The 24,262-nt window shown below is 72.4% G+C and carries 28 protein-coding genes and 3 tRNA genes; 23 read left to right on the forward strand and 8 right to left on the reverse strand.

Annotation, left to right across the window (positions count from 1 at the left end):
• Positions 1–11 precede the first annotated feature (11 nt).
• The gene (locus VGI02_RS23070; protein ID WP_331631258.1) at positions 12–884 is read right to left on the reverse strand and encodes a helix-turn-helix domain-containing protein; all 873 of its coding nucleotides are present in this window, start codon (positions 882–884) and stop codon (positions 12–14) included.
• Between the two features lie 76 nt (positions 885–960).
• On the opposite strand from VGI02_RS23070, the gene VGI02_RS23075 reads away from it, so the two are divergent.
• Positions 961–1,557 carry a TIGR03086 family metal-binding protein gene (locus VGI02_RS23075; protein WP_331631259.1) on the forward strand — a complete coding sequence of 199 codons (597 nt, stop codon included), beginning with the start codon at positions 961–963 and terminating at the stop codon, positions 1,555–1,557.
• A gap of 114 nt (positions 1,558–1,671) precedes the next feature.
• Here VGI02_RS23075 and VGI02_RS23080 read toward each other — a convergent pair whose 3' ends face one another.
• A complete protein-coding gene (locus tag VGI02_RS23080) occupies positions 1,672–2,814 on the reverse strand; it encodes an acyl-CoA dehydrogenase family protein (protein WP_331631261.1) in 1,143 nt (380 codons plus the stop codon).
• 172 nt (positions 2,815–2,986) lie between these two features.
• On the opposite strand from VGI02_RS23080, the gene VGI02_RS23085 reads away from it, so the two are divergent.
• From VGI02_RS23085 to VGI02_RS23110, 6 genes are all read left to right on the forward strand, one after another.
• On the forward strand, positions 2,987–4,516 hold the full coding sequence (locus VGI02_RS23085) for a long-chain-fatty-acid--CoA ligase (protein ID WP_331631263.1): 1,530 nt from the start codon (positions 2,987–2,989) through the stop codon (positions 4,514–4,516).
• A 282-nt stretch (positions 4,517–4,798) separates the two neighbouring features.
• On the forward strand, positions 4,799–4,939 hold the full coding sequence (locus tag VGI02_RS23090; protein ID WP_331631265.1) for a hypothetical protein: 141 nt from the start codon (positions 4,799–4,801) through the stop codon (positions 4,937–4,939).
• A 92-nt stretch (positions 4,940–5,031) separates the two neighbouring features.
• On the forward strand, positions 5,032–5,745 hold the full coding sequence (locus tag VGI02_RS23095) for an ANTAR domain-containing protein (RefSeq protein ID WP_331631267.1): 714 nt from the start codon (positions 5,032–5,034) through the stop codon (positions 5,743–5,745).
• 205 nt (positions 5,746–5,950) lie between these two features.
• Positions 5,951–6,145 (forward strand): ANTAR domain-containing protein, encoded by a 195-nt coding sequence (locus tag VGI02_RS23100; protein WP_331631269.1) that lies wholly within the window; start codon positions 5,951–5,953, stop codon positions 6,143–6,145.
• A 40-nt stretch (positions 6,146–6,185) separates the two neighbouring features.
• Complete coding sequence (locus tag VGI02_RS23105; RefSeq protein WP_331631271.1) at positions 6,186–6,524, forward strand: hypothetical protein; 339 nt, start codon at positions 6,186–6,188, stop codon at positions 6,522–6,524.
• 382 nt (positions 6,525–6,906) lie between these two features.
• Positions 6,907–7,185, forward strand: a complete 279-nt coding sequence (locus VGI02_RS23110; RefSeq protein ID WP_331631273.1) for a hypothetical protein — start codon at positions 6,907–6,909, stop codon at positions 7,183–7,185.
• An 82-nt stretch (positions 7,186–7,267) separates the two neighbouring features.
• Here VGI02_RS23110 and VGI02_RS23115 read toward each other — a convergent pair whose 3' ends face one another.
• A complete protein-coding gene (locus VGI02_RS23115) occupies positions 7,268–7,813 on the reverse strand; it encodes a hypothetical protein (protein ID WP_331631275.1) in 546 nt (181 codons plus the stop codon).
• Between the two features lie 253 nt (positions 7,814–8,066).
• Between VGI02_RS23115 and VGI02_RS23120 the strand changes: the two genes are divergently transcribed.
• Positions 8,067–9,347, forward strand: coding sequence for a cytochrome P450 (locus VGI02_RS23120; RefSeq protein WP_331631277.1), 1,281 nt, complete (start codon positions 8,067–8,069; stop codon positions 9,345–9,347).
• Positions 9,348–9,356: 9 nt separating this feature from the next.
• On the opposite strand, the gene VGI02_RS23125 is transcribed toward VGI02_RS23120, so the two are convergent.
• Positions 9,357–9,920, reverse strand: a complete 564-nt coding sequence (locus tag VGI02_RS23125; protein WP_331631279.1) for a TetR/AcrR family transcriptional regulator — start codon at positions 9,918–9,920, stop codon at positions 9,357–9,359.
• Positions 9,921–9,994: 74 nt separating this feature from the next.
• A complete protein-coding gene (locus VGI02_RS23130; RefSeq protein WP_331631281.1) occupies positions 9,995–10,831 on the reverse strand; it encodes an alpha/beta fold hydrolase in 837 nt (278 codons plus the stop codon).
• A gap of 157 nt (positions 10,832–10,988) precedes the next feature.
• Here VGI02_RS23130 and VGI02_RS23135 point away from each other — a divergent pair, with 157 nt between their 5' ends.
• Positions 10,989–11,156: a hypothetical protein gene (locus VGI02_RS23135; protein WP_331631283.1), complete on the forward strand. Its 168-nt coding sequence runs from the start codon at positions 10,989–10,991 to the stop codon at positions 11,154–11,156.
• Between the two features lie 6 nt (positions 11,157–11,162).
• Here the strand turns inward: VGI02_RS23135 and VGI02_RS23140 are convergent, their stop codons facing one another.
• Entirely contained in the window at positions 11,163–12,512 is a 1,350-nt protein-coding gene (locus VGI02_RS23140) for a competence/damage-inducible protein A (RefSeq protein ID WP_331631285.1), read from the reverse strand.
• Between the two features lie 352 nt (positions 12,513–12,864).
• On the opposite strand from VGI02_RS23140, the gene VGI02_RS23145 reads away from it, so the two are divergent.
• From VGI02_RS23145 to VGI02_RS23170, 6 genes are all read left to right on the forward strand, one after another.
• Positions 12,865–14,913: a putative bifunctional diguanylate cyclase/phosphodiesterase gene (locus tag VGI02_RS23145; protein WP_331631287.1), complete on the forward strand. Its 2,049-nt coding sequence runs from the start codon at positions 12,865–12,867 to the stop codon at positions 14,911–14,913.
• Between the two features lie 15 nt (positions 14,914–14,928).
• Positions 14,929–15,001, forward strand: a tRNA-Thr gene (locus VGI02_RS23150).
• A gap of 80 nt (positions 15,002–15,081) precedes the next feature.
• Positions 15,082–15,157: transfer RNA gene (locus VGI02_RS23155), tRNA-Met, on the forward strand.
• 42 nt (positions 15,158–15,199) lie between these two features.
• Entirely contained in the window at positions 15,200–15,364 is a 165-nt protein-coding gene (rpmG, locus tag VGI02_RS23160; protein ID WP_331631289.1) for a 50S ribosomal protein L33, read from the forward strand.
• Positions 15,365–15,386: 22 nt separating this feature from the next.
• Positions 15,387–15,866: an FAS1-like dehydratase domain-containing protein gene (locus tag VGI02_RS23165; protein ID WP_331631291.1), complete on the forward strand. Its 480-nt coding sequence runs from the start codon at positions 15,387–15,389 to the stop codon at positions 15,864–15,866.
• Complete coding sequence (locus VGI02_RS23170) at positions 15,863–16,276, forward strand: MaoC/PaaZ C-terminal domain-containing protein (protein WP_331631293.1); 414 nt, start codon at positions 15,863–15,865, stop codon at positions 16,274–16,276. Before VGI02_RS23165 ends, VGI02_RS23170 begins: the two co-directional genes overlap by 4 nt.
• 24 nt (positions 16,277–16,300) lie before the next feature.
• Here the strand turns inward: VGI02_RS23170 and VGI02_RS23175 are convergent, their stop codons facing one another.
• On the reverse strand, positions 16,301–17,152 hold the full coding sequence (locus VGI02_RS23175; RefSeq protein WP_331631295.1) for an SGNH/GDSL hydrolase family protein: 852 nt from the start codon (positions 17,150–17,152) through the stop codon (positions 16,301–16,303).
• Positions 17,153–17,269: 117 nt separating this feature from the next.
• Positions 17,270–18,520: a pyridoxal phosphate-dependent aminotransferase gene (locus tag VGI02_RS23180; protein ID WP_331631297.1), complete on the reverse strand. Its 1,251-nt coding sequence runs from the start codon at positions 18,518–18,520 to the stop codon at positions 17,270–17,272.
• A gap of 212 nt (positions 18,521–18,732) precedes the next feature.
• On the opposite strand from VGI02_RS23180, the gene VGI02_RS23185 reads away from it, so the two are divergent.
• From VGI02_RS23185 to VGI02_RS23220, 8 genes are all read left to right on the forward strand, one after another.
• Positions 18,733–18,805, forward strand: a tRNA-Trp gene (locus VGI02_RS23185).
• A gap of 61 nt (positions 18,806–18,866) precedes the next feature.
• On the forward strand, positions 18,867–19,268 hold the full coding sequence (gene secE, locus VGI02_RS23190) for a preprotein translocase subunit SecE (RefSeq protein ID WP_331631299.1): 402 nt from the start codon (positions 18,867–18,869) through the stop codon (positions 19,266–19,268).
• 167 nt (positions 19,269–19,435) lie between these two features.
• A complete protein-coding gene (gene nusG, locus VGI02_RS23195) occupies positions 19,436–20,410 on the forward strand; it encodes a transcription termination/antitermination protein NusG (RefSeq protein ID WP_331631311.1) in 975 nt (324 codons plus the stop codon).
• A 109-nt stretch (positions 20,411–20,519) separates the two neighbouring features.
• Positions 20,520–20,954, forward strand: a complete 435-nt coding sequence (gene rplK, locus VGI02_RS23200; protein WP_331631301.1) for a 50S ribosomal protein L11 — start codon at positions 20,520–20,522, stop codon at positions 20,952–20,954.
• Between the two features lie 94 nt (positions 20,955–21,048).
• Positions 21,049–21,762, forward strand: a complete 714-nt coding sequence (gene rplA / locus VGI02_RS23205) for a 50S ribosomal protein L1 (RefSeq protein ID WP_331631303.1) — start codon at positions 21,049–21,051, stop codon at positions 21,760–21,762.
• A 382-nt stretch (positions 21,763–22,144) separates the two neighbouring features.
• Entirely contained in the window at positions 22,145–22,747 is a 603-nt protein-coding gene (gene rplJ, locus VGI02_RS23210; RefSeq protein WP_331631305.1) for a 50S ribosomal protein L10, read from the forward strand.
• An 85-nt stretch (positions 22,748–22,832) separates the two neighbouring features.
• Positions 22,833–23,222, forward strand: a complete 390-nt coding sequence (gene rplL / locus VGI02_RS23215) for a 50S ribosomal protein L7/L12 (RefSeq protein WP_331631306.1) — start codon at positions 22,833–22,835, stop codon at positions 23,220–23,222.
• Between the two features lie 342 nt (positions 23,223–23,564).
• The coding region (locus tag VGI02_RS23220) for an ABC transporter ATP-binding protein (protein WP_331631308.1) at positions 23,565–24,262 on the forward strand (698 nt) is incomplete at its 3' end.

Genomic DNA, 24,262 nt, shown 5'->3' on the forward strand with positions numbered 1-24,262 from the left:
GTGACGTCCGCTCACGGCGCGCGCAGCGTCCGCGCGTAGGCCTCCGGCGTGCGGCCCAGCGCGGCCCGGAAGTCGCGCACGAGGTGGGCCTGGTCGGCGTAGCCCAGCGCGCTCGCGACGTCGGACCAGACCACCCGCTCGCCCTCCCGCACCGCCTCGGCGGCCTCGAGCAGGCGGTAGCGGCGCAGGACCCACGTCGGTGACACCCCGGCGTGGCGCGCGAACAGGCGCTGCAGGGCGCGCGGCGTGACGCCTGCGCGCGTGGCGAGGTCGTCGAGGCGGCGCACGTCGCGGTCGGTCTCGGCGATCCGCGCGACGGCGGCGACCTCCCGCGCCTGCGTGACCACCCCCGGCTCCGCGTCCGCGACGACCTCCTCGAGGGCGTGCGCGAGCCGGGCGACACGAGCCGGCTCGCGCGCTTCGTCGTCACCCTCCCCGGCGCCGGTGATCGCGGTGACCAGGGCCCCGCCGTCGAGCCCCGGGACGACCTCGACGTCGACGACCCGCCCGACCAGCGTCGACACCGGGTCGCGCGCGAGCGCCCCGAACCCGCCGACCGTCGTCATCGCGGCGACGGTCCAGCCCTGCCCCGCGAGCTCGCGGTCGACGAGATCGGTCGCGACCCCGTTCACCCGCGCCTCGGGGTCCGTCCGGGCGCTGCGGGCGTCCGGAGTGCCGACCGAGAGGTTCACCGAGGGGTGGGTGAGCACCTCCTGGCGGTGCGCCGTCCCGGCCGGGAGGTCCCAGCGCACGGCCCAGAACCGGTCGACGAGGCCCGCGAGCACGGGAGTCGGAGGATGGCGCGTGAACGCGACCCGGGTGCGCAGCAGCCAGGGGTCGAGGATCCCCCTGCTGTCGCGCTCCACGGGGGCGGGCCCGGTCACGCCGCCCAGACTAGGACTCCCGACGCGTCGCGATTGTTCAATCCACGTCCGCCCCGGGACCGGAAGACTGCGGCACATGAACGGAACAGAGACCGCCGCGGACACCCGGGCCCACCTGAACGCAGTCCTGACCGACCTCGCGCGCGTCGTCGACGGCATCGACGACACCCGGCGCGACGCGCCGACCCCCTGCGCCGAGTACGACGTCGCGACGTTGCTCGAGCACGTCGTGGGCTGGCTGGACACCTTCAGCGCCGGGTACGCCGACCCCGAGGGCCGCGCCCCACGCGCGGACCTCTCCGGATACCGCGCGCCGGAGGACCCCGCCGCGGCCGTCCGGGAGGCCGCCACGAGGCTCGACCGCGCCCTCGCCTCCGGCGCCGCGTCCCGCCCGCTCGTGCTCGGGGAGGCGGCGATGCCCGGCGAGATGGCGCTCTCGATGATCCTCTGGGAGTACCAGGTCCACGGCTGGGATCTCGCGTCCGCGACCGGGCAGCCCTGGTCGCCGGGGACCGAGGGCCTGGAGGCCTCACTGGTGTTCGCGCCGATGATGCTCACCGACGACTACCAGGGTGAGGGCAAGCCGTTCGCGCCGCGCGTCGCCGTCGCCGAAGACGCCCCGGCTCTCGACCGGCTCGTCGCGATCTCCGGACGCGACCCGGCCTGGGCCTGACCCCCGGCGGTCGCCGCGGCCCGCCTGCCCGCCGACGAGTGAGTGGCGCCGGCCGCTCGTCAGATGACAGCAATGGGCCATTGCTGTCATGCCTGAGCGGTCAGGGCTGACCGTTCAGGCGAGGACGATCCGCCCGATGATCTCCTTCATGATCTCGGTGGTTCCGCCGTAGATGGTCTGCACGCGGTTGTCCAGGAACGCCTTCGCGACCGGGTACTCGCGCATGTAGCCATAACCGCCGTGCAGCTGGAGGCACTGGTCGATGACCTCCTTGGCGGTCTCCGTCGCCCAGTACTTCGCCATGGACGCGTCGGCCGGGCCGAGCTTCTTCGCGTTCAGCTCGGTGATGCAGCGGTCGACGAACGCGCGGGTCACGGCCAGCTTCGTCGTGAGCTCCGCGACCTTGAACCGGGTGTTCTGCAGCGACGCGATCGGCCGGCCGAAGGCCTTGCGGTCCTTGACGTAGGCGATCGTGTCCTCGAGGACCTTCTCGGCGCCCGCCGTCGACGCGATCGCGATCGACATCCGCTCGCGGGGCAGGTTCTGCATCAGGGACACGAAGCCCTGCCCCTCCCCGCCGATGAGGTTGGCGGCGGGGACGCGGCAGTCGGTGAACGACAGCTCGGCGGTGTCCTGCGCGGTCATCCCGATCTTGTCGAGGTGGCGGCCGCGCTCGAAGCCGGGGGTGTCCCGCTCGACGGCGATGAGGCTGAAGCCGTGCGACCCGGCCTCGGGATCGGTCTTGGCGACCACGATCACGAGGTCGCTCATGATCCCGTTGGTGATGAACGTCTTCGCGCCGTTGATGACCCACTCGTCACCATCGCGCACCGCACGGGTCTGGATGCCCTGCAGGTCGGAGCCGGTGCCGGGCTCCGTCATCGCGATCGCAGTGATCATCTCGCCGGAGCAGAAGCGGGGGAGCCAGCGCTCCTTCTGCTCCTCGGTCGTGAGCTCCGTGAGGTACGGGGTGACGACGTCGTTGGCCAGCGGGAACCCCAGCCCGGAGAACCCGCCCCGGGCGATCTCCTCGGAGAGGATCCAGAGGAACGTCAGGTCGTCGGATCCGCCGCCGCCGAAGCGCTCCTCGACGTCGAGACCGAGCAGGCCGGTCTTGCCCGCCGCGAGCCAGACGTCGCGGCTGACGTGACCCTGGGTCTCCCAGTCCGCGTGATGGGGCGCGACCTCCTTCTCCAGGAAGTCCCGCACCATCTCCCGGAAGGCCTGGTGCTCGTCGTTGAAGATCGTGCGCTCCACCCGGGGCTCCTCCCGTCCGAACGTGCTACTGCCGGGTAAGCCTCCCTGCGTCGCCCCGTAACGGTCAACCCTGACTCTTCCGTGGCGTCGGCCGCTCCGGTTACGGTGCCGCGTCCCGCTGTGTCCGCTGTCACCGGATGCCCGATCTGGCCGTTCCTTCTCTGGAGGTGCCGTGGCCCCGTTCCGCCTCACCGACATCGTCCGCGACCACGCCCGCGACCGGGCCGAGGTCACGGCGCTCACCGGCGGCGACCGCGCGGTGACCTACGCCGAACTCGAGGAGCGGTCCGCGCGGATCGCCACCGGCCTGGGCGAGCTGGGGGTCGGCGAGGGCGGCCGGGTGGTGTGGATCGGCAAGAACGCGGTCGAGTTCTTCGAGCTGCTCTTCGCCGCGGCCGCCGTCCGCGCTGCAGTTGCACCGCTCAACCTGCGGCTCACCCCGGCCGAGCTCATCGACCTCTCCGACGACGCCGAGGCCGGGCTCGTCGTCCTCGGCCCGGACTTCGCCGCGCTGCGCGAGAAGCTCGAGCGTCCGGGCCGGCGCGTCCTCGTGGTCGGCGAGGACTACGAGGGCTGGGTGGGCGGCCTCGGTGAACGGACCGAGCCCGCGACGGATGCGACCGCCGAGGACGCCGTCCTGCAGCTCTACACCTCGGGCACGACGGGCCGCGCGAAGGGCGTGCTGCTCTCGCACCACAACTTCGGGGCCCTGCTCTCGGTGGGTGGGCACTGGAGCTTCGACGACCAGTCGGTGGGCATGGTCGCCATGCCGCTGTTCCACATCGGCGGATCCGGGTTCGCGCTGGTCTGTCTGGCGTTCGGGGCGCGCGTGGTCCTCGTCGCCGACATCGTTCCCGACCAGCTCCTCGACACCATGGAGCACGAAGGGATCACGAACGCGTTCCTGGTCCCGGCGGTGCTCCAGTTCCTCTGCCAGGTGCCGGGCGCCGCCGATCGCGACTGGTCGAAGCTGCGGGCCGTCGCCTACGGCGCCTCGCCGATCACCGGCGCCGTGCTGAACAAGGTCATCGCGACCTTCGGTGTCCCGCTGTTCCAGGTCTACGGCTCCACGGAGACGACCGGCGCGATCACCCAGCTCGAGCCCGAGGACCACGACCCCGACGGTCCGCGTGCCCACCTCATGCGCTCGGCCGGCCGGGCCTACCCGTGGGTGGAGCTCAAGGTCGTCGACACCGCGGACGACAAGGACCAGCCCGCGAACGAGGTCGGTGAGATCTGGATCCGCTCGGCCCAGGTGACCGCGGGCTACTGGCAGCGGCCCGAGGAGACCCAGAAGGCGCTCACCGCGGACGGGTGGTTCCGCACCGGCGACGGCGGCTACCTCGACGACGAGGGCTACCTGTTCCTCACCGACCGGATCAAGGACATGATCGTCACCGGCGCGGAGAACGTGTATCCGATCGAGGTCGAGAACGTCGTCGCGCAGCACCCGGCCGTGGCGGACGTCGCCGTCATCGGCGTTCCCGACGATCGGTGGGGCGAGACGGTGAAGGCCATCGTCGTGGCGGGCGAGGGCGAGACGATCGACCCGGACGAGCTCCTGGAATGGACCAAGGAGCGGATCGCCGGGTTCAAGCGGCCGCGGTCGGTGGACATCGTCGGCGAGCTGCCGCGGAATGCCTCCGGCAAGATCCTCAAGAAGGACCTCCGCGCTCGGTACGTCGAGTCCGACGGCGGCTAGCAGGCCTGCCGAGGGCCTTGCCGACCAGCAGGAACGTCGGATGGCCCTGGCTGCCACGGTGGAGCGCCGGGGCTCCCGGTGCGTGTGTGCGCGAGCGTGGGATGGATCTGCCGCGGCGCGCATGTGATGATCGTCACTGACGGCCCGGACCTCGCCGATCAGCGCTCCCTCAGGTGGTGGGAGCGGCGCCGACGGGGTGGGGGACCGATGGGCAGACGCGAGGGACAACAGGCGCGCCGGGACATCGGGCGTGCCGAGGTGTTGCTGGGCGAGTTGCGAGGGGTGACTGTCGGCGAAGCCGCCGAGACGCTGCGCCTCCACGCATCGGTGCTCGGTGTGTCGGTCCACGCGGCCGCACTCGCGGTGCTGGCGGGGGGGAGGGCCCTGCGGGCGGGGCCTGCCCGCGAGCACGCGGACTCGTAGGTCGGTGCACAGGTACGGCATGTGCACGGGTGCGCAGCGTCGAGGCGGGTCACCGTTAGGTCCCGACGCGCACGAGGCCCATAATCCGGTTCGTGACTGTGCCCAGGGATGAGCTGATCGCCGAGGTGGTGGTCGCGCTCACCGACACGTTGCGCGACGACTTCGACGTGGCCGACATGCTCTACACACTGACCACGGCGTGCACCGAACTGCTCGACGTGGACGCGGCCGGGATGCTGCTGATCGACGACGAGGGTCGACTGGTCCCCGTGGCAGCGACCCATGACGGCAGCGCGAACCTCGAACGACTGCAGGTCATGATCCGCGAGGGCCCGTGCCTCGATGCCGTGAAGGTGGTCAAGGCCGTGTCGTGTGTGGACCTCGAGCAGGACGTCGGACGCTGGCCGGACTTCGTCGCGCAGGCCCGCGCCGAGGGCTTCCGTGCGGCGCACGCCGAACCCGTTGCCCTGCGCGGGCAGGTCGTCGGCGGTCTCAACCTGTTCCGCACGAGGGCGGGACCCATGCCCGCCGCCGATGAGCGGATCGCCCATTTCCTGGCCACCGCCGCGGCCATCGGCATCCTGCACCGCCGGGCGCACCGCGACGTCGAGACCGTCAAGGACCAGCTGCAACAGGCGCTCACGAGCAGGATCGTCATCGAGCAGGCCAAGGGCGTCCTCGCCGAGCGCCACGAGGTGGAGCTCGAGGCTGCCTTCGCACGGCTCCGCCGCCACGCCAGGAACACCCACCAGCCGTTGGCGGTTGCCGCGAAGGCCGTCCTCGACGGCTCGCTCGACCCGGGATGAGCGTCCGCCTCCAACGCGACGACGCCCACCCCGACGAACGGCGGAGAGTCGGCTCGGTCGAGCAGTCCAGTTGACCTCAACCGGATGGATGTTGATGCGGCGAGGCCACCTCGACCATCATCGGAGATGCCGGCCCGGCCCCCGCCGCTGTCAGTGTCAATCCCTGCCGCCGTCGTCGGGGACCCGATGCCGTGTGGAGCGCACTGTGTTCAACGATGCCGTCGCGACCGAGCGGTACCTCCCCGCCGCGATCCTCCAGGCCGAGGGCGCACTGTCGGCGCGGCTCGACGTCGACATCCGTGAAGCCGCCGAGACCCTCCGGGCGATCGCCCGCGACACGGGTACGCCACTGGTCGACGTGGCGCGCCAGGTCCTCGCCGGGCGGCCGCCCGCCGACTGACCTCACACCGCGCCCGGTCGGCAGGGCAGAGTCTCGGACCATGACCGACGCCGAGACCGTCGCCGTGACCGCACTGCGCGAAGCCGCGAGTGCTCTGCAGAAGGGGTCGGACTCCGAGGGCGCCGAGGGTGAGGTGCCGGAGAGCGGCAAGCCCCAGTTGGCCGGCGAGATCGCCCACGTGCTCGACGGGATGGTCCGGCTGCTGCGCACGGTCGATCTCGACGCGGTCCCCACGACCCAGGCGGGGCACAACCTCCACGCGGTCGTCCAGCACCTCACCGCCGGGTCCACCCTGGCCCGCAGCGTGGGCCGCGACGGTCCGGCCACCCCGCCCGACGCACCGTGGGACCCGGCGTTCCGCGAGCCACCGATGCAGTGAGGGACGCTCCGGACCGGCACCGGCGCTTCCGCGTGCACCGTCGCGGCAACGACGGGTCCTGAACCGATTCATCGATCATGAAGGCGTTTCCGCACGTCAGGGGCCGGGCACGCTCATGACAGCAGGTCACCGACGGTCTCGGGGGATCGTCGTGGCCCCACCGAAGGCCGGTCCTGCTCCTGGCGACGGGGAGCCGCTCAGGAGCGGGACCGGCCTTTTTTCTCGCGAGGATCGCTCCGGCCGCTCGGTCGGCCGTCGAGCAGAACCCACCGCTGGTCACCCTGGCGACCACCTCGGGTCCGCGCCGTCCGCGGCGATCGGCGGGTAAGATCCGAATACAGCGGCGTCGCCATCATCGGCTCGCTGCAGGAGGGAGCGCGCCATGATCGCGATCATCCTGGGCGTCGTCATCGCCGTCCTCGTCGTCGTGGCCGCCGTTCGGTCGACCTACCGGCGTCGTGACCCCGACGCCGCCGGTCCGGGCGCCGACGGCCTCGGCGCGGGTTCCAGCCTCGGGCAGGTCCCCGGGTACATGCCCGGCATGCGCCAGAAGCAGGAGCGGTACGACGAGGCGTCGTCCGCTCTCGTCGAACCGCCGCAGCCTCGCGACGCCGCGGTCGACCTCGACGCGAACACGGTGCGCGTCACCCGGCACGACTGACGACGGAGCCGGGACCGCCCCCTCGGTCAGGGATCCCGCGGCAGGAGACCGCTCCGACGGGCGCGTCCGGTCGGCGGGAGGATCAGCGGTCGCTGAACGGCCCGAGCCACGCCCCCGACTGCCGTCGCGCCCAGCCCAGGAGCGACTCGCCGTCCGGTTCCGCCGACTCCGCCTGCGGTGGATCGTCGAGGGGCAGATCCTCCTCCACGGCCGGCCCGGCCGCGGGGAAGAACACGTCGCGGACGGCGGTGACGGGGGCGAGCACGACGCCGCCCAGGGTGCGGGTCTCCTCGGCGGCGTCGCCGACGAGATCACCGACGGTGTCGACGACCGGGATGTAGCCGTCCGCGTACGCCTCGCCGATCGCCTCCACGGCGGGCCGCAGGGCGCGCAGCTGGGTGCCGAGCTCGCCGAGGAGGACCTCCACGTCCTTGAGTACCCGGACCCCGGTCACGACCACCTCGAGCGGCAGCGCGGCCGTCGAGAGGACGAAACGGACGGGTACGGGCAGCCCGGCGAGCGCGGCGTACTCGATCATCGGCGGGAACGTGCGCTCGCGGCGCGGCGCCTCGCGGTGGCGCTGCACCCGGGCGCGCGCCCGTCGGGGATCCACTCTCGGGTCGGCCATCGGCCACCTCGCGGGTGTCGGGACGTGGCCCGTGACGCTACGGGTCCGCGCCGAGCGTCCGGCAGGGCCTGTGCACCGACTCACGGGCGGGGGTGGTCGGGTCGGGCCGCACGCCCACCGTCACCGGTGGTGGTCACGTCGCACCGTGACGTGGCTCGCGCCGTAGCATGATGCACGTTATGGTCCCGACGACGCTCCCCGTGGGTCCCCGCCGGCCCGCGCGCACTCGACGAACCGGCCCCGGAGGCGACGGATGACCACGACCGCGGACACCGCGACGAGCGACAAGCCCGAGTACGACCCCGTCGACCTGTCGTCCCTCGACTTCTGGGCGCGCTCGACGGCGGAGCGCGAGGAGTCGTTCGCGCCGTTGCGGGCGGACCGTCCGGTCAGCTGGCACCGCCCGGCCGAGGGGATCATGGAGAACCCCGAGGACCCGGGCTTCTGGGCCGTCGTCCGTCACGAGGACATCGCCACCGTCTCCAAGAGCCCGAAGATCTTCTGCTCCGGCCAGGGCGTCCAGTTCATGGATGCACCGGAGGACCTCCTCGAGGCCAGCCAGTCCTTCCTCGCGATGGACTCGCCGCGTCACGCCAAGCTGCGCAAGCTGGTGGGGTCCGCGTTCACGCCGAAGCAGGTCGCCAAGCTCGAGAACCGGATCAGCGAGCGCGCCGACATGATCGTGGAGGAGCTGCTCGACCACGGGGACGGCGACTTCGTGCAGCTCGTCTGCCGGCGCCTCCCCATGTGGATGATCTACGACATGATGGGGCTCCCGGCCGACCAGCAGGACGCCCTGGCCGACAACGCCGACCTCCTCGTGAGTGGCAACGACGCCGACGTCCGGGCCGCGCACGGCATCGACAACCCGCTCGAGCTCATGAACAACGCGCTCATCGGGCTCATCGGCCCCGGGCTGGAAGCCGCGGACGACCGGCGGAACAACCCGCGCGACGACCTCATGACCAACCTGGTGCAGGCCGAGGTCGACGGGGACAAGCTCACCGACGAGGAGATCGGCGCCTTCTTCGTCCTGCTCTCGGTGGCCGGGAACGACACGACGCGGAACACGATCGCCCACGCGTCGATGGCGCTCACCGACTTCCGCGACCAGCGACGCCTGCTGATCGACGACCTCGACGGACGGCTGCCGAGCGCCGTCGAGGAGATGGTGCGCTGGGCGAGCCCGGTGCTGACCTTCCGTCGCACGGCCACCGAGGACACCGAGATCCGCGGACAGCGCATCGCGGCGGGCGACAAGGTCGTCATGTTCTACGAGTCGGGCAACCGCGACACCGAGGTGTTCACCGACCCGCTGTCCTTCGACGTCACCCGCGACCCGAACCCGCACCAGGGCTTCGGAGGCGGCGGTCCGCACTTCTGCATGGGCAACATGCTCGCCCGGACCCAGCTGCAGGAGATCTGGCGTCGGCTGCTCACCGTGGCCCCCGACTTCGAGGTGGGCGAGCCCTCCCGCCTGACCAGCAACTTCGTCAACGCCGTGAAGTCGCTGCCGATCACGCTCAACCGGTAGCGGGGCGGGTCAGGCGTCGGCGGCGACCACGACCGCATGCGTGCGCACGAGCAGGGCGAACTGGTCGAGCTGGGCGGCGAGGTCCACGGCGGGGCCGCCGCCGTGGAGCTGCTGGTGGCCGACGAGCAGGCTCAACCCGACCTCCGCGAGGGTGGCGGTGAGCTGCTCGTCGGCGATCAGCGGGGCGAGCACCTCGCGCACCGCCTCGCGGCGTCGGTCGTCCACCCGCAGCTGGGCGGCCGCCACGACCTCGTCGGTGCCTGCCCAGCGGCGGATCGCGGTCTCGGCGTCGTGCGGCACGGTCAGGGCGAGGCCCTTGAGGAGCTCGACCCGCTCCACCGGATCCTTCTCGCGGCGCACCAGGTCGAGGAGGCGGTCGACCTCCTCGGTGGCCCAGTGGTCGAGCAGGGCCGCGACGAACCCGTCCCAGTTGCCGAAGTGGTGGTAGAAGCTCCCGCTGGTGACCCCGACCTCGCGGCACAGCCTGCCGATGCGCAGGGCGGGCAGCCCCGGCCCGGCGAGCAGGCCCATCGCGGCGCCGAAGAAGTCGGCGGGCGAGGCCGTGCGGGCCATGCGGGGCCTCCGGGACGACGGGTCGGACCTCAGATCAAGATCGTAACCTACTATACGTTGTGCTGGTGTCCCGGTCAGCTCCCGACGTGGGCCCGGACCAGGTCCGCGAGCCGCTCCGGGGCCTCCTCCGGGATCCAGTGGCTGACCCCGGGGAGCACCTCGAGCCGGTAGGGGGCGAGGACGAAGCGCGGGTTCTGATCGACGGCGCTGCGGGTGATGAACTCGTCGCCGTCGCTCCAGACCATCAGCGACGGGCGCTGGACCGGGCGGCGGGTGAAGGCGGGCGCGGCCAGGGGCAGCGCCCGGTACCAGTTGATCGGACCCGTCATCGCGCCCGAGAGGGCGGCGGCGTCCCGGCGTGCGGCCTCGGCGCCCGCTCCGGTGCGTCGCAGGATCGCGGCCATCCTGGCCTCGTCGCCGAGCAGCGTCTCCGGCAGCCACGGGAGCTGGAAGGCCCCCATGTACCAGGAGTGCAGCAGCTGGGGTCCGTGCAGCATCCCGCGCAGGAAGGCCGCGGCGTGCGGGACCGAGACGCCGGTGACGGTGCGCACCAGCTCCGGGCGGTGCGCGGCGAGGGCCCACGCCACCACGGCGCCCCAGTCGTGCCCGACCACGTGCACCGATCCGGCGCCGGACGAGGTGATGAGTGCCGCGGCGTCGTCGACCAGGTGCTCGACCCGGTAGGCCGCCCGTCCGGAGGGGCGCGCCCCGGGGGAGTAGCCGCGCTGGTCGGGCGCGAGCGTGCGCAGCCCGGCCCCGTGCAGCCGCTCGGCCACCGGGCCCCAGCTCCGTGACGTCTGGGGGAAGCCGTGCAGGAGCAGCACGGTCTCGTCCGCGTCCGGGGGGCCGCCGTCGGCGACGTCGAAGCTGAGGGCCCCACGGGTGAACCCGGTCATGCGCTCGCCGGTCATGGTCGACATCCTGCCCGTCCGCGTGGGCTGGGCCGGACGGGGGACGTCGCCGGGGTGCGCGACACGATGTCCGAACTGCCCTCGGCGCCGGGACGATCACGTTACGGTCGGTGCTCGCCCGGGTCCGCCGGGTCCGGGGACGCCACGAAAGGACTCGATGAACGCGCGCCTGCGCCTCGTGCTGATCCTGGTGGTCGTCGCGATCATCCTGTACTTCGTGATCGCGCAGCCGGACAACGCCGCGGCCACCGTGCGCACGATCTTCGCCGCGATCGGCGACGCGATCAACCAGATCATCCGCTTCTTCCGCGGCCTCACCGCCTGAGACGCCTCACCCCTCGGCGAGGATCCGCCGCACCAGGTGCATGGCGAGGACGACCGAGCGTTCCCGGACGTCACCCCGCTCGCCCGGCAGGACCGGATCGCGGGCGATCTCCCGGCCGTCGGCGGTGCGCACCGAGAAGCACACGTAGCCGACAGGCTTCTCCGCCGTGCCGCCGCCGGGGCCCGCGACGCCGCTGATCGCGACCGCGACGTCGACCCCGAAGCGCTCCAGCGCGCCGGCCGCCATGGCGTGCACCGCCTCCGGGGACACCGCGCCGTGGGTCTCGAGCAGCTCGTGCGGCACGCCGAGCAGGTGTTCCTTGGCCTCGTTCGAGTACGAGACGACGCCGCCCTGCACGTGCCCGGAGGCCCCGGCGGGCGCGGTCAGCCGCCCCGCGAGCAGCCCGCCGGTGCACGACTCCGCGGTGGCGATGCTCCGCCCCGCCAGCAGACCGAACACGATCTCGTCGATGGTCTCCCCGGTCCGGGAGAACACCGCGCGGCCGTGGCGGGCGTCGATCTCGGCGACGACGGCGTCGTGGGCGGCCAGGGCGGCCTCGTCGTCGGGGCGGCGGCGCAGGTCGACCTCGAGAGTGAAGTCCCGCAGGCAGGTCGTGATCTCGAGGCGGCCCAGGTCGGTGTGCTCGCCCACCGTGCGCAGGGTGGCGGCGATGTCGGACTCGGGGACGCCGAAGAGCCGCAGGTGGGTCTCGGCGAACGGTGCGGTGCGCTCGAGCAGGGCGCGCAGCGGGGCGGTCGTGAGGGCGTCGGCCCACATCGCCTGCACCTCGCGGGGCGGCCCGGGGAGCACCAGCACCGACGGCGGGTAGCCGTCGGGGCCCTCGCCCGGCGGGACCGCCAGCCCCGGCGCGGTGCCCGCGGGGCGGATCGCCGTCGCCCCTCGCGGGACGAGCGCCTGCTTGCGGTTCGCCTCCGCCAGGGCGTCGGCGTCCCAGCGGAGCCGGTCCGCGAACTTCGCGATGATGTCGCCGACCACCTTCTCCATGTGCTCGTCGAGCTCGAGCGGGCGGCCCGTGACGTCGGCGACGACGGCCGCGGTGAGATCGTCCGCGGTCGGGCCGAGGCCGCCGCTGGTGACGACGAGGTCGACGCCGGACCCGGCGAGGAAGCGCAGCGCCGACTCCATCTCGTCCGGACGGTCGCCGACGAGGAGGATCTGCGTGACGTCGATCCCGAGCTCGCCCAGCCGCTCCGCGATCCACGGACCGTTGGCGTCGCGCACCCGGCCGGCGAGCAACTCGCTGCCGGTGGCGACGATGCCTGCGGTCGGTGCGCCGCCGCCGGCGGCTGCCCCGTCGTCGCCGCCCGCCGCCGGCCGTGCCGGGTCCAGGGACATGGGTTCCTCCTCCGCCGCGCCGGCCCCCGCCCGCCGGAGCCGGACCTCCACCGTCGACCATCCCACCAGGGCCGCCCGGGTCGTGCCGGGTCACGTCCGTGCCGGTGCGCGATGCCACCGGATGGACGTGCGACCTCGGCGGATCGGACGCTCAGTCACGAAACGAACGAGAACATCGTGTATCAGAGGCGATATTAGTGCTTACGAGTGATGAATGGACGACTGCTACCGTCAGGATTCTTGCGTAGAGTGAGCTGGTACCCGATCGGATGACTGGCAACCAGGTCCGCCGGGCCAGGCGGGAGGAGGCGTCCGTGGACCGTCCGTCCCACGCGCAGCCCGCCCTCGCCTCGTGAGCGCGGCCGCGGGCGTCCTCGCTGCGGTGGTCCTCGCGGTGGGTCTCGCCGTCGCCGCGGTGTCGCTGGTGCGCAACGCCCGGAGGCGCCGGACCCGGGACCTGCGGACGCTCGGCGTCGTCGGCTCCTCGATCGCGGCCCACGCCGTGGCGCGTCGGACCGACGACGGCCGGGTGGCGGCCCGGGAGATCGCCGAGGCCCTGCGCCTGCGCTACGGGGCGCGCCGGGTCGTCCTCACCGTCGGCCCCCTCCGGGAACGGGCGGGCGAGCCGCCGGCCGGCGGTGAGCCGGGCGCGCCCGCCGAGGCGTTCCGGGCCGGCCGCGGCGCGTCGCGCTGGCACCGCCGCACGGCGCCTGCGGCCGTCGGGTGCTGGATGGCCGCGGCGGACGCGACCGAGGTCCTCGTCGCGCCCATTGCGGCCCCGGAGGTGGGCGAGGCCGCCGAGGCCGGCGCCGTTCCCGAAGTGGTGCGGTCCCGGCACGGCGTCCTCGAGGTGCATGATCCGTCGCGGATCGGGGCGCAGTGCTGGCGCGGACCGACGCGGTCGGTGGTGCGGGGAGAACTGGCCCTGCTCGCGACGGTCGCCCGCCAGGTCGGCGCGGAGGTGGAGAACAGCCGCCTCGAGGCCCGGCTGCGCCGCGACGCCCACCGTGACCCGCTCACCACGCTGCTGAACCGGCCCGGCTTCCTCCAGGCCGCCGCGGACGAGGTGCAGGGCGGCTCGGGCGCGATCGCCGTCGTCTCCTTCGGGCTGCTCGACCAGGTCAACGACACCCTCGGCCACGCCCGCGGTGACGAGTTCGTGGCCCTCGCGGCCCGGCGCCTCGCCGCGGTCTGCGCGAGCGAGCGCGCCGCCGAGGTGGCTCCCGGCGCGCGCCTGGCGGCACGGCTCGAGGGCGACACCTACGCGGTCGTCGTCGCGGGCGTCGACGGCCCGGCCGCCCACGCCAGCGCCCAGGAGATGCGCGAGCACCTCGTCCGGCCCTTCGTGGTGGAGGGCATCCCGTTCGAGGCGCCCGTGCTGGTCGGCGTCGCCGTGGCCGGGACGCCGGCGCTCGCGGCCGAGGTGGACGGTGCGGTGGTCGCCTCCCGGCTGCTCGCCCGGGCCGACATCGCGCTGTCCGCCGCGCGGCTCGGAGGCAGCAGCCCGGTCCGCTGCTACGAACCGAGGATGGGCGAGCGGGCCGACCGCAGGCTCGCGCTGATCCGCGGGTTCGCCCCCGCCGTCGCCGACGGCAGCCTGCGCGTGCACTACCAGCCCACCGTCTCGCTCGAGGCCCGCACGGTCCTCGGGGTCGAGGCGCTCGCGCGATGGGAGCACCCCGACCTGGGCGCCCTGCTGCCTGACGAGTTCGTCCCCGTGCTCGAGGCGACCGGGCAGATCGCGGGTCTCACGGCCTTCGTGCTCGACGAGGCCCTCGCCGCCGCCCGGCGCTGGCTCGACCGGGGCCTGCGGCTCTCCGTCGCGGTCAACGTGTCGGTCGGCTCGCTCGACGACTCGTTCCCCCCGCTGGTGGCCGAGGCCCTCGCCCGCCACGGGGTGCCCGCGGACATGCTGACCCTCGAGGTCACCGAGGGCGGGGTGTCCGCGGAGCGCGAGCACGCGATGCCCGCGCTGCGCCTGCTGCACGTCATGGGATGCCGGCTGGCGGTGGACGACTTCGGTACCGGGCAGTCCTCGCTCGCCCATCTGCGCCACCTCCCCGTCGACCAGGTGAAGATCGACAAGAGCTTCGTCCTCGGCATGGGCACCGAGACCGGCGACGCCGCGGTGGTCCGCGCGATCGTCGAGATGGGTCACACGCTGGGGCTCACCGTGGTCGCCGAGGGCGTCGAGGACTGCGCCGTGCGCACCGCCCTGGCGGAGATGGGCTGCGACGTCGCGCAGGGCTATCTGGTGTCCCGTCCGCTGTCCGCGGGCCACCTCGACCAGTGGCTCGACTCCCTCGCGCGCGACGGGGGTGCCACCTCGGGCGTCGACGGGCCCTGTGTACGCTGGAGGCCACCCGCGGGGACGGCGCCGGAGAGTTCCGGAGCCGCCTGACCGGCGGGAAGACTGGCCCCTTTAGCTCAGTCGGCAGAGCGTCTCCATGGTAAGGAGAAGGTCTACGGTTCGATTCCGTAAAGGGGCTCGGTGCCAGGGAACCGGCGGGACGCCCCGCCGGTTACTCCCATGTCGAGGACCGGCCCGTCCGGTCCCTGGCAGCACTGTGGCGGTGTAGCTCAGGTGGCAGAGCAAACGGCTCATAATCGTTGTGTCGCCGGTTCAAGTCCGGCCACCGCTACCAAAACAGACACGACGTAGTCGTAGTACCGAAAGGACACTCCCCATGGCCACGACCGATGTGCGCCCCAAGATCACGCTCGCGTGCGAGGAGTGCAAGAACCGCAACTACATCACCAAGAAGAACCGGCGGAACGACCCCGACCGGCTCTCGCTGAAGAAGTTCTGCTCGCACTGCGGCACGCACCGCGGGCACCGCGAGACCCGCTGAGCTCCGGAAGACACGCACCGCCGTGCCGCTCGACGCCTCCTTCGTCGGACGCACCTGGCCGCCGCGCACCTACGTGGTCGGCCGGGAGAAGATCCGTGAGTTCGCCCGGGCCGTCGGCGCGACCGACCCCGTGCACACCGACGAGGACGCCGCACGCGCGGCGGGCCACACCGGGGTGATCGCGCCGCCCACGTTCCCGGTGGTGTTCACCTGGGAGGCGACGCGTGAGGTCGTGGACGACCCGGCCCTGGGCCTGGACTTCACCCGCGTCGTCCATCGCGACCAGTCCTTCGAGCTCCACCGCCCGGTGGTCGCCGGGGACGTCCTCACCACCGTCGTGAGCGTCGACGAGATCCGCGAGCTCGCGGGCAACGACGTCGTCACCTTCCGCTGCGACGTCACCGATCCCGACGGCGCGACGGTGCTGGTGAGTACGGCGACGTTGGTCGGGCGAGCCGGGGCGAGCGAAGCGACGGGGGAAGACTCCGGGGCGAGCTCATGAGCCTCCCCGACGTCGTCGTCGGCGACGAGATCCCCGGCCGCACCGTGCCGCTGACCCGGGCGGACCTGGTGCGCTACGCGGGCGCCTCCGGGGACCTCAACCCGATCCACTGGAACGAGCGCACCGCGGTCGACGTCGGCCTGCCGGGCGTCATCGCCCACGGCATGCTGACGATGGCCCTCGCCGCGCAGTACGTCGCGGACTGGGCGGGCGACCCGGCCGCCGTTCGTTCCTTCTCCACCCGCTTCACCCGGCCCGTCGTGGTCCCGGACGACGACGAGGGCGCCTCGGTCGAGTTCGGCGCGAAGGTGAAGGCGGTCGACGACGACGGCACGGTCACCCTCGCCGTGACCGCCACCGGTCCCGACGGCAAGGGCGTCCTCGGCAAGGCCCTCGCGGTCCTGCGCTAGCGGCCGCGGGTCCGCGGCTCCGGCTCAGTCGGAGCTGGACGGGCCGCCCAGCGCCGAGACCACCGCGCGGGACAGTGCCGCGGAGCCCAGGGCGTTCGGGTGCACCGGGAACGCGGGCGCCGTGGGGACGAGCCCCTCGATCCACTTCGTCCCGGGTACCTGGCAGATGTCGTGCCCGACGGTCGAGGCGTAGGTGTCCACGAACGTCGCCCTGCCGGCGCCCGCGCTGCGCTGGATGCGGGTGTTCAGATCGGCGAGCACGCCGCGCAGGTAGGCGACGTCCCCGGGACTGATCGGCACGGCGGGGTAGCAGCCGGGGCCGGTCGCCGGGAGCACCGCGGGGTAGCCGACCAGCGCGACACGGGCGTCCGGGGAGCGGCGGTGGACCTCCTTGAGGACGGTCGCGAGCTTGCCGCCGAGCGCGTTGATGCGCTGGCGGAGCTCGTCGGTGCCGCCCGCGGTGTAGCGGTCCTTGCAGGGCGAGCCGAACGGCGTCGCGCTCAGGCAGCTCTTCACGATCTCGGAGAACCCGATGTCGTTGCCGCCGATGCCGACGGTGACGAGCTTCGTGTCCTCCGCCAACGCGGAGTACTGCGCCGGGTTGGTCCCCGCATCCGTCTGCTGCGCCGTGGAGAACTCCTTGCTCGTGGCTCCGGAGCAGCTGACGTCGGTGAGGGTCGCGCCCAGCGCGGTCGCCGTCAGGTGGGGGTAGTTGTTCACCGAGCGGAAGCAGCCCGGCGGTGGCCCCGCGTTGGTACCGGTCAGCGGGGACGCGGTGTAGGAGTCACCGAGCGCCACGTAGGGCGAGTCACCCCCGCCGCCCGGATTCGCCGCCGCCACGCCCGCGCCGGTGACCGCCAGGACACCCACGATCACGCAGGCCGTCCACGTCCGCCGCACTCGATCCCCGCCGCCCACGCTGTCCTCTCGCCGAGATGGTCGGTGCTCACCGCGGCGACCGGGCTCGCCCCCGGCCGCGCGTGAGGTGGTCGGTCAGGACATCTCGGCGAGGAGCTCGGCCATGCGGCCGACCCCCGTGCGCAGGTCGTCGTCTCCCAGTGCGTAGGACAGCCGGAAGTAGCCGGGGGTCCCGAAGGCCTCGCCGGGCACCACCGCGACCTCGGCGTGCTCGAGGATCGCGGCGGCCAGGTCCACCGAGGTCTGCGGGCGCGCGCCACGCAGCTCGCGCCCGAGCAGCCCCCGGACGTCGGCGTAGGCGTAGAAGGCGCCGCGCGGGGTCGGGCACTCGACGCCGTCGATAGCGGAGAGCATCTCGACGATCGTGCGGCGGCGGCGGTCGAAGGCCGCCCGCATCTCGTCGACCGCGTCGAGCGAGCCGGACACGGCCGCGAGGGCGGCGCGCTGCGCGACGTTGCAGACGTTCGAGGTCAGGTGGGACTGCATGTTCGCGGCGGCCTTGACCACGTCCTCCGGGCCGATGAGCCAGCCGACGCGCCACCCGGTCATCGCGTAGGTCTTCGCGACCCCGTTGACGACGATGCAGCGGTCGGCCATCTCGGGGACGGCGACGGGCATCGAGACGTGCTCGGCCCCGTCGTAGACGAGGTGCTCGTAGATCTCGTCGGCGATCACCCAGATGCCGTGCTCGGCGGCCCAGCGCCCGATGGCCTCGACCAGCTCCCGCGGGGCGACCGCTCCGGTGGGGTTGGACGGCGAGCACCACAGCAGCACCTTGGTGCGCGGGGTGCGGGCGGCCTCGAGGGCCTCGACGGTCGGCAGGAACCCGGTGGAGGCGTCGGCGTCGACCTGCACCGGGTCGCCCCCGGCCATGCGCGCGGCCTCGGGGTAGGTGGTCCAGAACGGCGCGGGGAGGAGCACCTCGTCGCCGGGGTCGACGATCGTCGCGAACGCCTCGAACACGGCCTGCTTGCCGCCGTTGGTGATGAGCACCTGGGAGGGCTTCACCTGCCAGCCGGAGTCGCGCAGCGTCTTGGCGGCGACCGCCTCGCGGAGCTCCGGGAGCCCGCCCGCGGGGGAGTAGCGGTGGTTCTTCGCGTCGCCGCACGCGGCGACGGCGGCGTCGACGACCGGCTGCGGGGTCGGGAAGTCCGGTTCGCCCGCGCCGAAGCCGATGACCGGTCGGCCTGCGGCCTTGAGTGCCTTCGCCTTCGCATCCACCGCGAGCGTCGCCGACTCCGCGATGCCTCCGATGCGCGCGGAGATGCGGCGGTCGGTGGCGGCCGGGGCGAGGTCCGAGGACCCGGAGGACGTGACTGCGGTCATGCCCCGGATTCTGGCAGACACCCTCCCCGCTCCGGCGAGGTGATTCCGCCTTCCGCGTCCCCGGTCGCAGGGCCGGGGCGAGGGTCCACAGCAGGGGTGCCGTACGATCGATGCACGGGACGACGGGTCCTCGGTCTCGGCGTGCGTGCACTGTGGTGAGCGCGTGCCGTGCGAGAACTCCGCCGTCCGGGCGACTCCCGACGGGTCGCCACAGGGGCGTAGCTCAATTGGCAGAGCAGCGGTCTCCAAAACCGCAGGTTGCAGGTTCAAGTCCTGTCGCCCCTGCATTCCGGGCCGCCCGCGGCACGGACACGGTGAACAGACGAGCCGGGGTGAGGACGGAACAGTGAGCGAGGACACGGGCGGACGGCGTCGCCCCGGTGCCGACGGCGCCGGGCGGTCCGACGACCCGTCCCGCCCCGTCACCGCGGCAGGCCGACGCCGCCGCGGTGCGGCCGACGGTGACGAGACCGGGGGGAGCACCCGGGTCGACCCGGCCCGCGGGGACAAGGGCGCCCCCACACCCGCACGCGACGGCCGCTCGGGATCGTCCGAGGGCTCGGCGATCGCCCGGTTGCGGCGGTTCCTCCGCGAGGTCGTCGCGGAGCTGCGCAAGGTCCACTGGCCGACGCGGCGCCAGATCGTCGTCTACACGGTGGTCGTTCTGGTGTTCGTCGCGTTCATGGTCACGCTGGTCGGGCTGCTGGACGTCGGGTTCCAGAAGCTCACCTTCGCCCTGTTCGGCTGACCCGTGTCCCGACCGGTCCCGGCCGGGGACCACGCCGGCCGGCACCACCGCGCGGGAGGGCCGCGCACCCGAAGGAAGTGAGACGAGAAGTGACCTCCGGAGAAGTAGGCGAGCACGGGAACGACGGCGAGCCCGAGCTCGTCGCCGAGTCCCGCACGCGCGGCGTCATGGTGCGCGAGGGCTCGGACCTGAGCACCGAGGAGGCGCCGGCCACCCTCGATGACGCCCAGGTGGCGCAGGCCGCCGCCCGGGCGCGCGAGGACGCGGACGAGGACGTCGACGAGGACGCCGCCGAGGTGGACCCGCAGGCCGATCTGGCCACCGCGCGTGCCGCGCTCGGCGTGCCGTCCGACGACGAGGCCTCGGAGCTGCCGGCCCAGGCGGTGACGGACGCGGACGAGTCCGCCGTCGGGGCCGAGGGCGCGGCGGTCGAGGAGGCCGTCGTCGAGGAGGCCGCCGAGGAGGAGGCCGCCGCCGAGGAGGAGGGCGCCGCCGAGGAGGTGGCGGCCGAGGAGGAGCCCGAGGATCCGGTGGAGGCCCTCAAGGCCTCCATGCGCCTGGCGCCCGGCGACTGGTACGTCGTGCACTCCTACGCCGGCTACGAGAACAAGGTGAAGACCAACCTCGAGACGCGCGTGCAGACGCTCGACGTCGAGGACTTCATCTTCCAGGTCGAGGTGCCGACCGAAGAGGTCACCGAGATCAAGAACGGGCAGCGCAAGCAGGTCCAGCGCAAGGTGCTGCCCGGGTACATCCTCGTGCGGATGGACCTCAACGACGCCTCGTGGAGCGCGGTGCGCAACACCCCCGGCGTCACCGGCTTCGTCGGTGCGACGTCGCGGCCCTCGCCGCTGACGCTCAACGAGGTCGTCAAGTTCCTGCTCCCGCGGCAGGAGACGCCGAAGAAGGCCAAGGGCACCAGCGACGCGGCCGCCGGTTCCGCCGCTGCGGGTACCCCGTCGCCGGTCGAGGTGGACTTCGAGGTCGGCGAGTCGGTCACCGTCATGGACGGCCCGTTCGCGACGCTCCCGGCGAGCATCTCCGAGGTCAACGTCGACGCCCAGAAGGTCAAGGTCCTGGTCTCGATCTTCGGCCGGGAGACCCCGGTGGAGCTCGGGTTCAACCAGGTCTCGAAGATCTGAGTAGCACCACCGAGCCGTCCCCCGGCGCCGTGATGGCGCCGGGGGCGACGCCGGTCCGCGGTCCGGACGCGGCCGGTTGCCCCGATGAGAACGTGAGGAAGCTGTAGGGATGCCCCCGAAGAAGAGGCGACTGTCCGCAGTCGTCAAGCTGCAGATCAAGGCGGGCGCGGCGACGCCCGCGCCGCCCGTCGGCCCCGCGCTGGGCCAGCACGGCGTCAACATCATGGAGTTCTGCAAGGCCTACAACGCGGCCACCGAGGCGCAGCGTGGTCAGGTCGTGCCGGTCGAGATCTCGATCTTCGAGGACCGCTCCTTCACCTTCGCGCTCAAGACGCCACCCGCAGCCAAGCTGCTGCTGGCCGCCGCGGGTGTCCCCTCGGGGAGCGCGACGCCGCACACCAAGAAGGTCGGCTCGGTGACCGACGCACAGGTCCGCGAGATCGCCCAGACCAAGATGGCCGATCTCAACGCGACCGACCTCGACCAGGCCGCGAAGATCATCGCCGGGACCGCCCGGTCGATGGGCCTGACCGTCTCCGGCTGACACCCGCCGGAGTCCCGTGGGAGGGCGCGCGCCGCCCGGAACCACACCTGATCCGCGAAACGCCCAGAATCTGGGAAAGACCGAAGGACAGCTCATGAAGCGCAGCAAGGCCTACCGCCAGGCAGCCGAACTGATCGACGAGGACGCGCTCTACGCGCCCCTCGAGGCCGTCGAGCTCGCCAAGAAGACCTCGGCGACGAAGATGGACGCGACGGTCGAGGTCGCCATGCGGCTCGGCGTCGACCCCCGCAAGGCCGACCAGATGGTGCGCGGCACCATCAACCTCCCGCACGGCACCGGCAAGACCGCCCGGGTGATCGTCTTCGCGACCGGTGACAAGGCCACCGAGGCGGAGAACGCCGGCGCCGACGTCGTCGGCTCGGACGACCTCATCGAGCGCATCCAGGGCGGCTGGCTGGACTTCGACGCCGCCGTCGCCGCGCCGGACCAGATGGCGAAGGTCGGGCGGGTCGCCCGCATCCTCGGCCCCCGCGGCCTCATGCCGAACCCGAAGACCGGCACGGTCACTCCGGACGTGGCCCGTGCCGTCTCCGACATCAAGGGCGGGAAGGTCAACTTCCGCGTCGACAAGCAGGCGAACCTCCACCTGGTCATCGGCAAGGCCAGCTTCGACGCGGAGAAGCTCGTCGAGAACTACGGGGCAGCTCTCGACGAGATCCTCCGGGCGAAGCCGGCCGCGGCGAAGGGTCGCTACGTCAAGAAGATCACCGTGACGACCACGATGGGCCCCGGTATCCCGGTGGACCCGAGCCGCACGCGGAACCTCACCTCGACCGAGAACGCCTGAGACCCACCCAGGCGCGACGACCGGCCCGGGTCACCCCGCTCGTCGGGGTGGCCCGGGCCGTCGCGTAGCCTGGTGGCGACAAGCCCGGTGGGTCCTGTACCCAGGTTCCGCCGGCATCGTCACCGAGTTCCACCCGAGACCGCTGGTCTCCTCCTGGTGCAGCCGCCGAGGCCGTTGCCGGGAGGACGAAGGTCCCTCACCGGACGACCCGCGCAGGAGAACGAGGCAGCGATGTGCGCGGGCCCACGGCCCGCCGAGACATCCAGCCCCGTGCCCCTGCGCACGGGGCTTTTTTCATGGCCTCAGGCGTCCCTACAGGGCTCCTCCCCGGCGTGACCGTGCGGACGAATCACCAACGCCCGAGTGAGGAAAGGAGGCGCGGATGGCCGAACGTGCACCGGCCGCCGAGAAGGTGGCCGCCGTCGCCGAGATCACCGCGGAGTTCCGCGATGCCTCGGCCATGGTCGTCACCGAGTACCGGGGCCTGTCGATGAAGCAGATCACGCAGCTGCGGCGCTCGCTGGGTTCCGACGTCAACTACACCGTCGCGAAGAACACCCTGGTCAAGCGCGCTGCCGCCGACGCAGGTGTGGAGGGTCTCGACGACCTGCTCGTCGGACCGACCGCGATCGCGTTCGTCTCCGGTGAGCCCGTCGACGCCGCCAAGGCGCTGCGCGCGTTCCAGAAGGACAACAAGGCGCTCGTGGTCAAGGGCGGCTACATGGAGGGCCGTGCGCTCTCCGCCGCCGAGGTCGACCAGCTGGCCGACCTGGACTCCCGCGAGGTCCTGCTGGCGAGGCTCGCCGGCGCCATGAAGGGCAACCTCGCCAAGGCCGCGAGCCTGTTCAACGCGCCCGCCTCGCAGATCGCCCGCCTCGCGGCGGCCCTGCAGGAGAAGCGCCAGAACGAGGGTGGCGGCGAGCCCGCCACCGAGGCCACCGAGGCCACCGAGGCCACCAAGGCCACCGAGGACGCCGAGTCCTGATCCACCGGGCCGGGCACGCACCGGCCCCGGCCCCCGGGCGCGTCGACGACCCGCCCACCACCCACGCAGGAAGGAACGCCCCACCATGGCGAAGCTGTCCACCGACGAGCTGCTCGACGCCTTCAAGGACATGACGCTGCTCGAGCTCTCGGAGTTCGTGAAGAAGTTCGAGGACACCTTCGAGGTCACCGCCGCGGCCCCGGTCGCCGCTGCGGCCGCCCCGGCCGCCGGCGGTACCGCCGCCCCGGTCGAGGAGGAGAAGGACGAGTTCAACGTCGTCCTCGACTCCGCGGGCGACAAGAAGATCCAGGTCATCAAGGTCGTCCGTGAGGTCGTCTCCGGGCTGGGCCTCAAGGAGGCCAAGGAGCTCGTCGAGAGCGCCCCGAAGGCGCTCCTCGAGGGCGTCACCAAGGAGGCCGCCGAGGCCGCGAAGGCGAAGCTCGAGGAGTCCGGCGCCAAGATCAGCCTGACCTGATCCGACCGCTCCGCCCGTCTCCCTGAAGGGGTACGGGCTCTTGCACCGCCACGAGAGGGCGGGGTCCCACGCGGACCCCGCCCTTTCGTGTGTGCACCGTTCGTACCAGCGAAAACGGCCTCGCCGGGGCACAGCCGCCTGCGCTGTGTGGCTGTCCCCCCTGGGGGGGAGGACTCAATGGGTGACCGGAGTTACCCGTCCAGTAACCTCGCCCTGCGCCCGTCGTTGACGCTGTGATGCCCGACTCTTCGGGGGGTTGCGCCGTCGCTCGGCGCACAACGCGACATCGCGCTGCGGCCGATGCGTCGCGACGGAGTCGGACACCAGGCCGGGAGGAACTCAATGGGTGGCGTCGAGGTCGGGATCAAGAACCTCTCGAAGTCGTTCGGGAGCTCGAACATCTGGTCCGACGTGACGCTGACGCTGCCCGCGGGGGAGATCAGTGTGCTGCTGGGTCCTTCGGGGACCGGTAAGTCGGTGCTGCTGAAGTCCATCATCGGGCTGCTGAAGCCGGAGAAGGGCTCGATCTTCATTCACGACACGGATCTGGTCCGGTGCAGCGAGCACCGGCTCTATGAGATCCGGAAGCTGTTCGGGGTGTTGTTCCAGGATGGCGCGCTGTTCGGGTCGATGAACCTGTTCGACAACATCGCGTTCCCGCTGCGCGAGCACACCAAGAAGAGCGAGTCCGAGGTTCGCGACATCGTCATGGAGAAGATGACGATGGTCGGCTTGGTGGGCGACGAGCGCAAGCTGCCGGGGGAGATCTCCGGCGGCATGCGCAAGCGGGCCGGCCTGGCGCGGGCGCTGGTGCTGGACCCGGAGATCATCCTGTTCGATGAGCCGGACTCGGGCCTGGACCCGGTGCGTACCGCGTACCTGAACCAGTTGATCATTGACCTGAACGCGCAGACCGACTCGACGTTCCTGATCGTCACCCACGACATCAACACCGCGCAGACCGTGCCGGACAACATCGGGTTGCTGTACCGCAAGCACCTGGCCATGTTCGGGCCGCGCGAGGTCCTGTTGACCAGCGA

Origin of the sequence: Actinomycetospora sp. (assembly GCF_036497245.1) — a bacterium.
In the GTDB taxonomy this organism is placed as follows: domain Bacteria; phylum Actinomycetota; class Actinomycetes; order Mycobacteriales; family Pseudonocardiaceae; genus Actinomycetospora.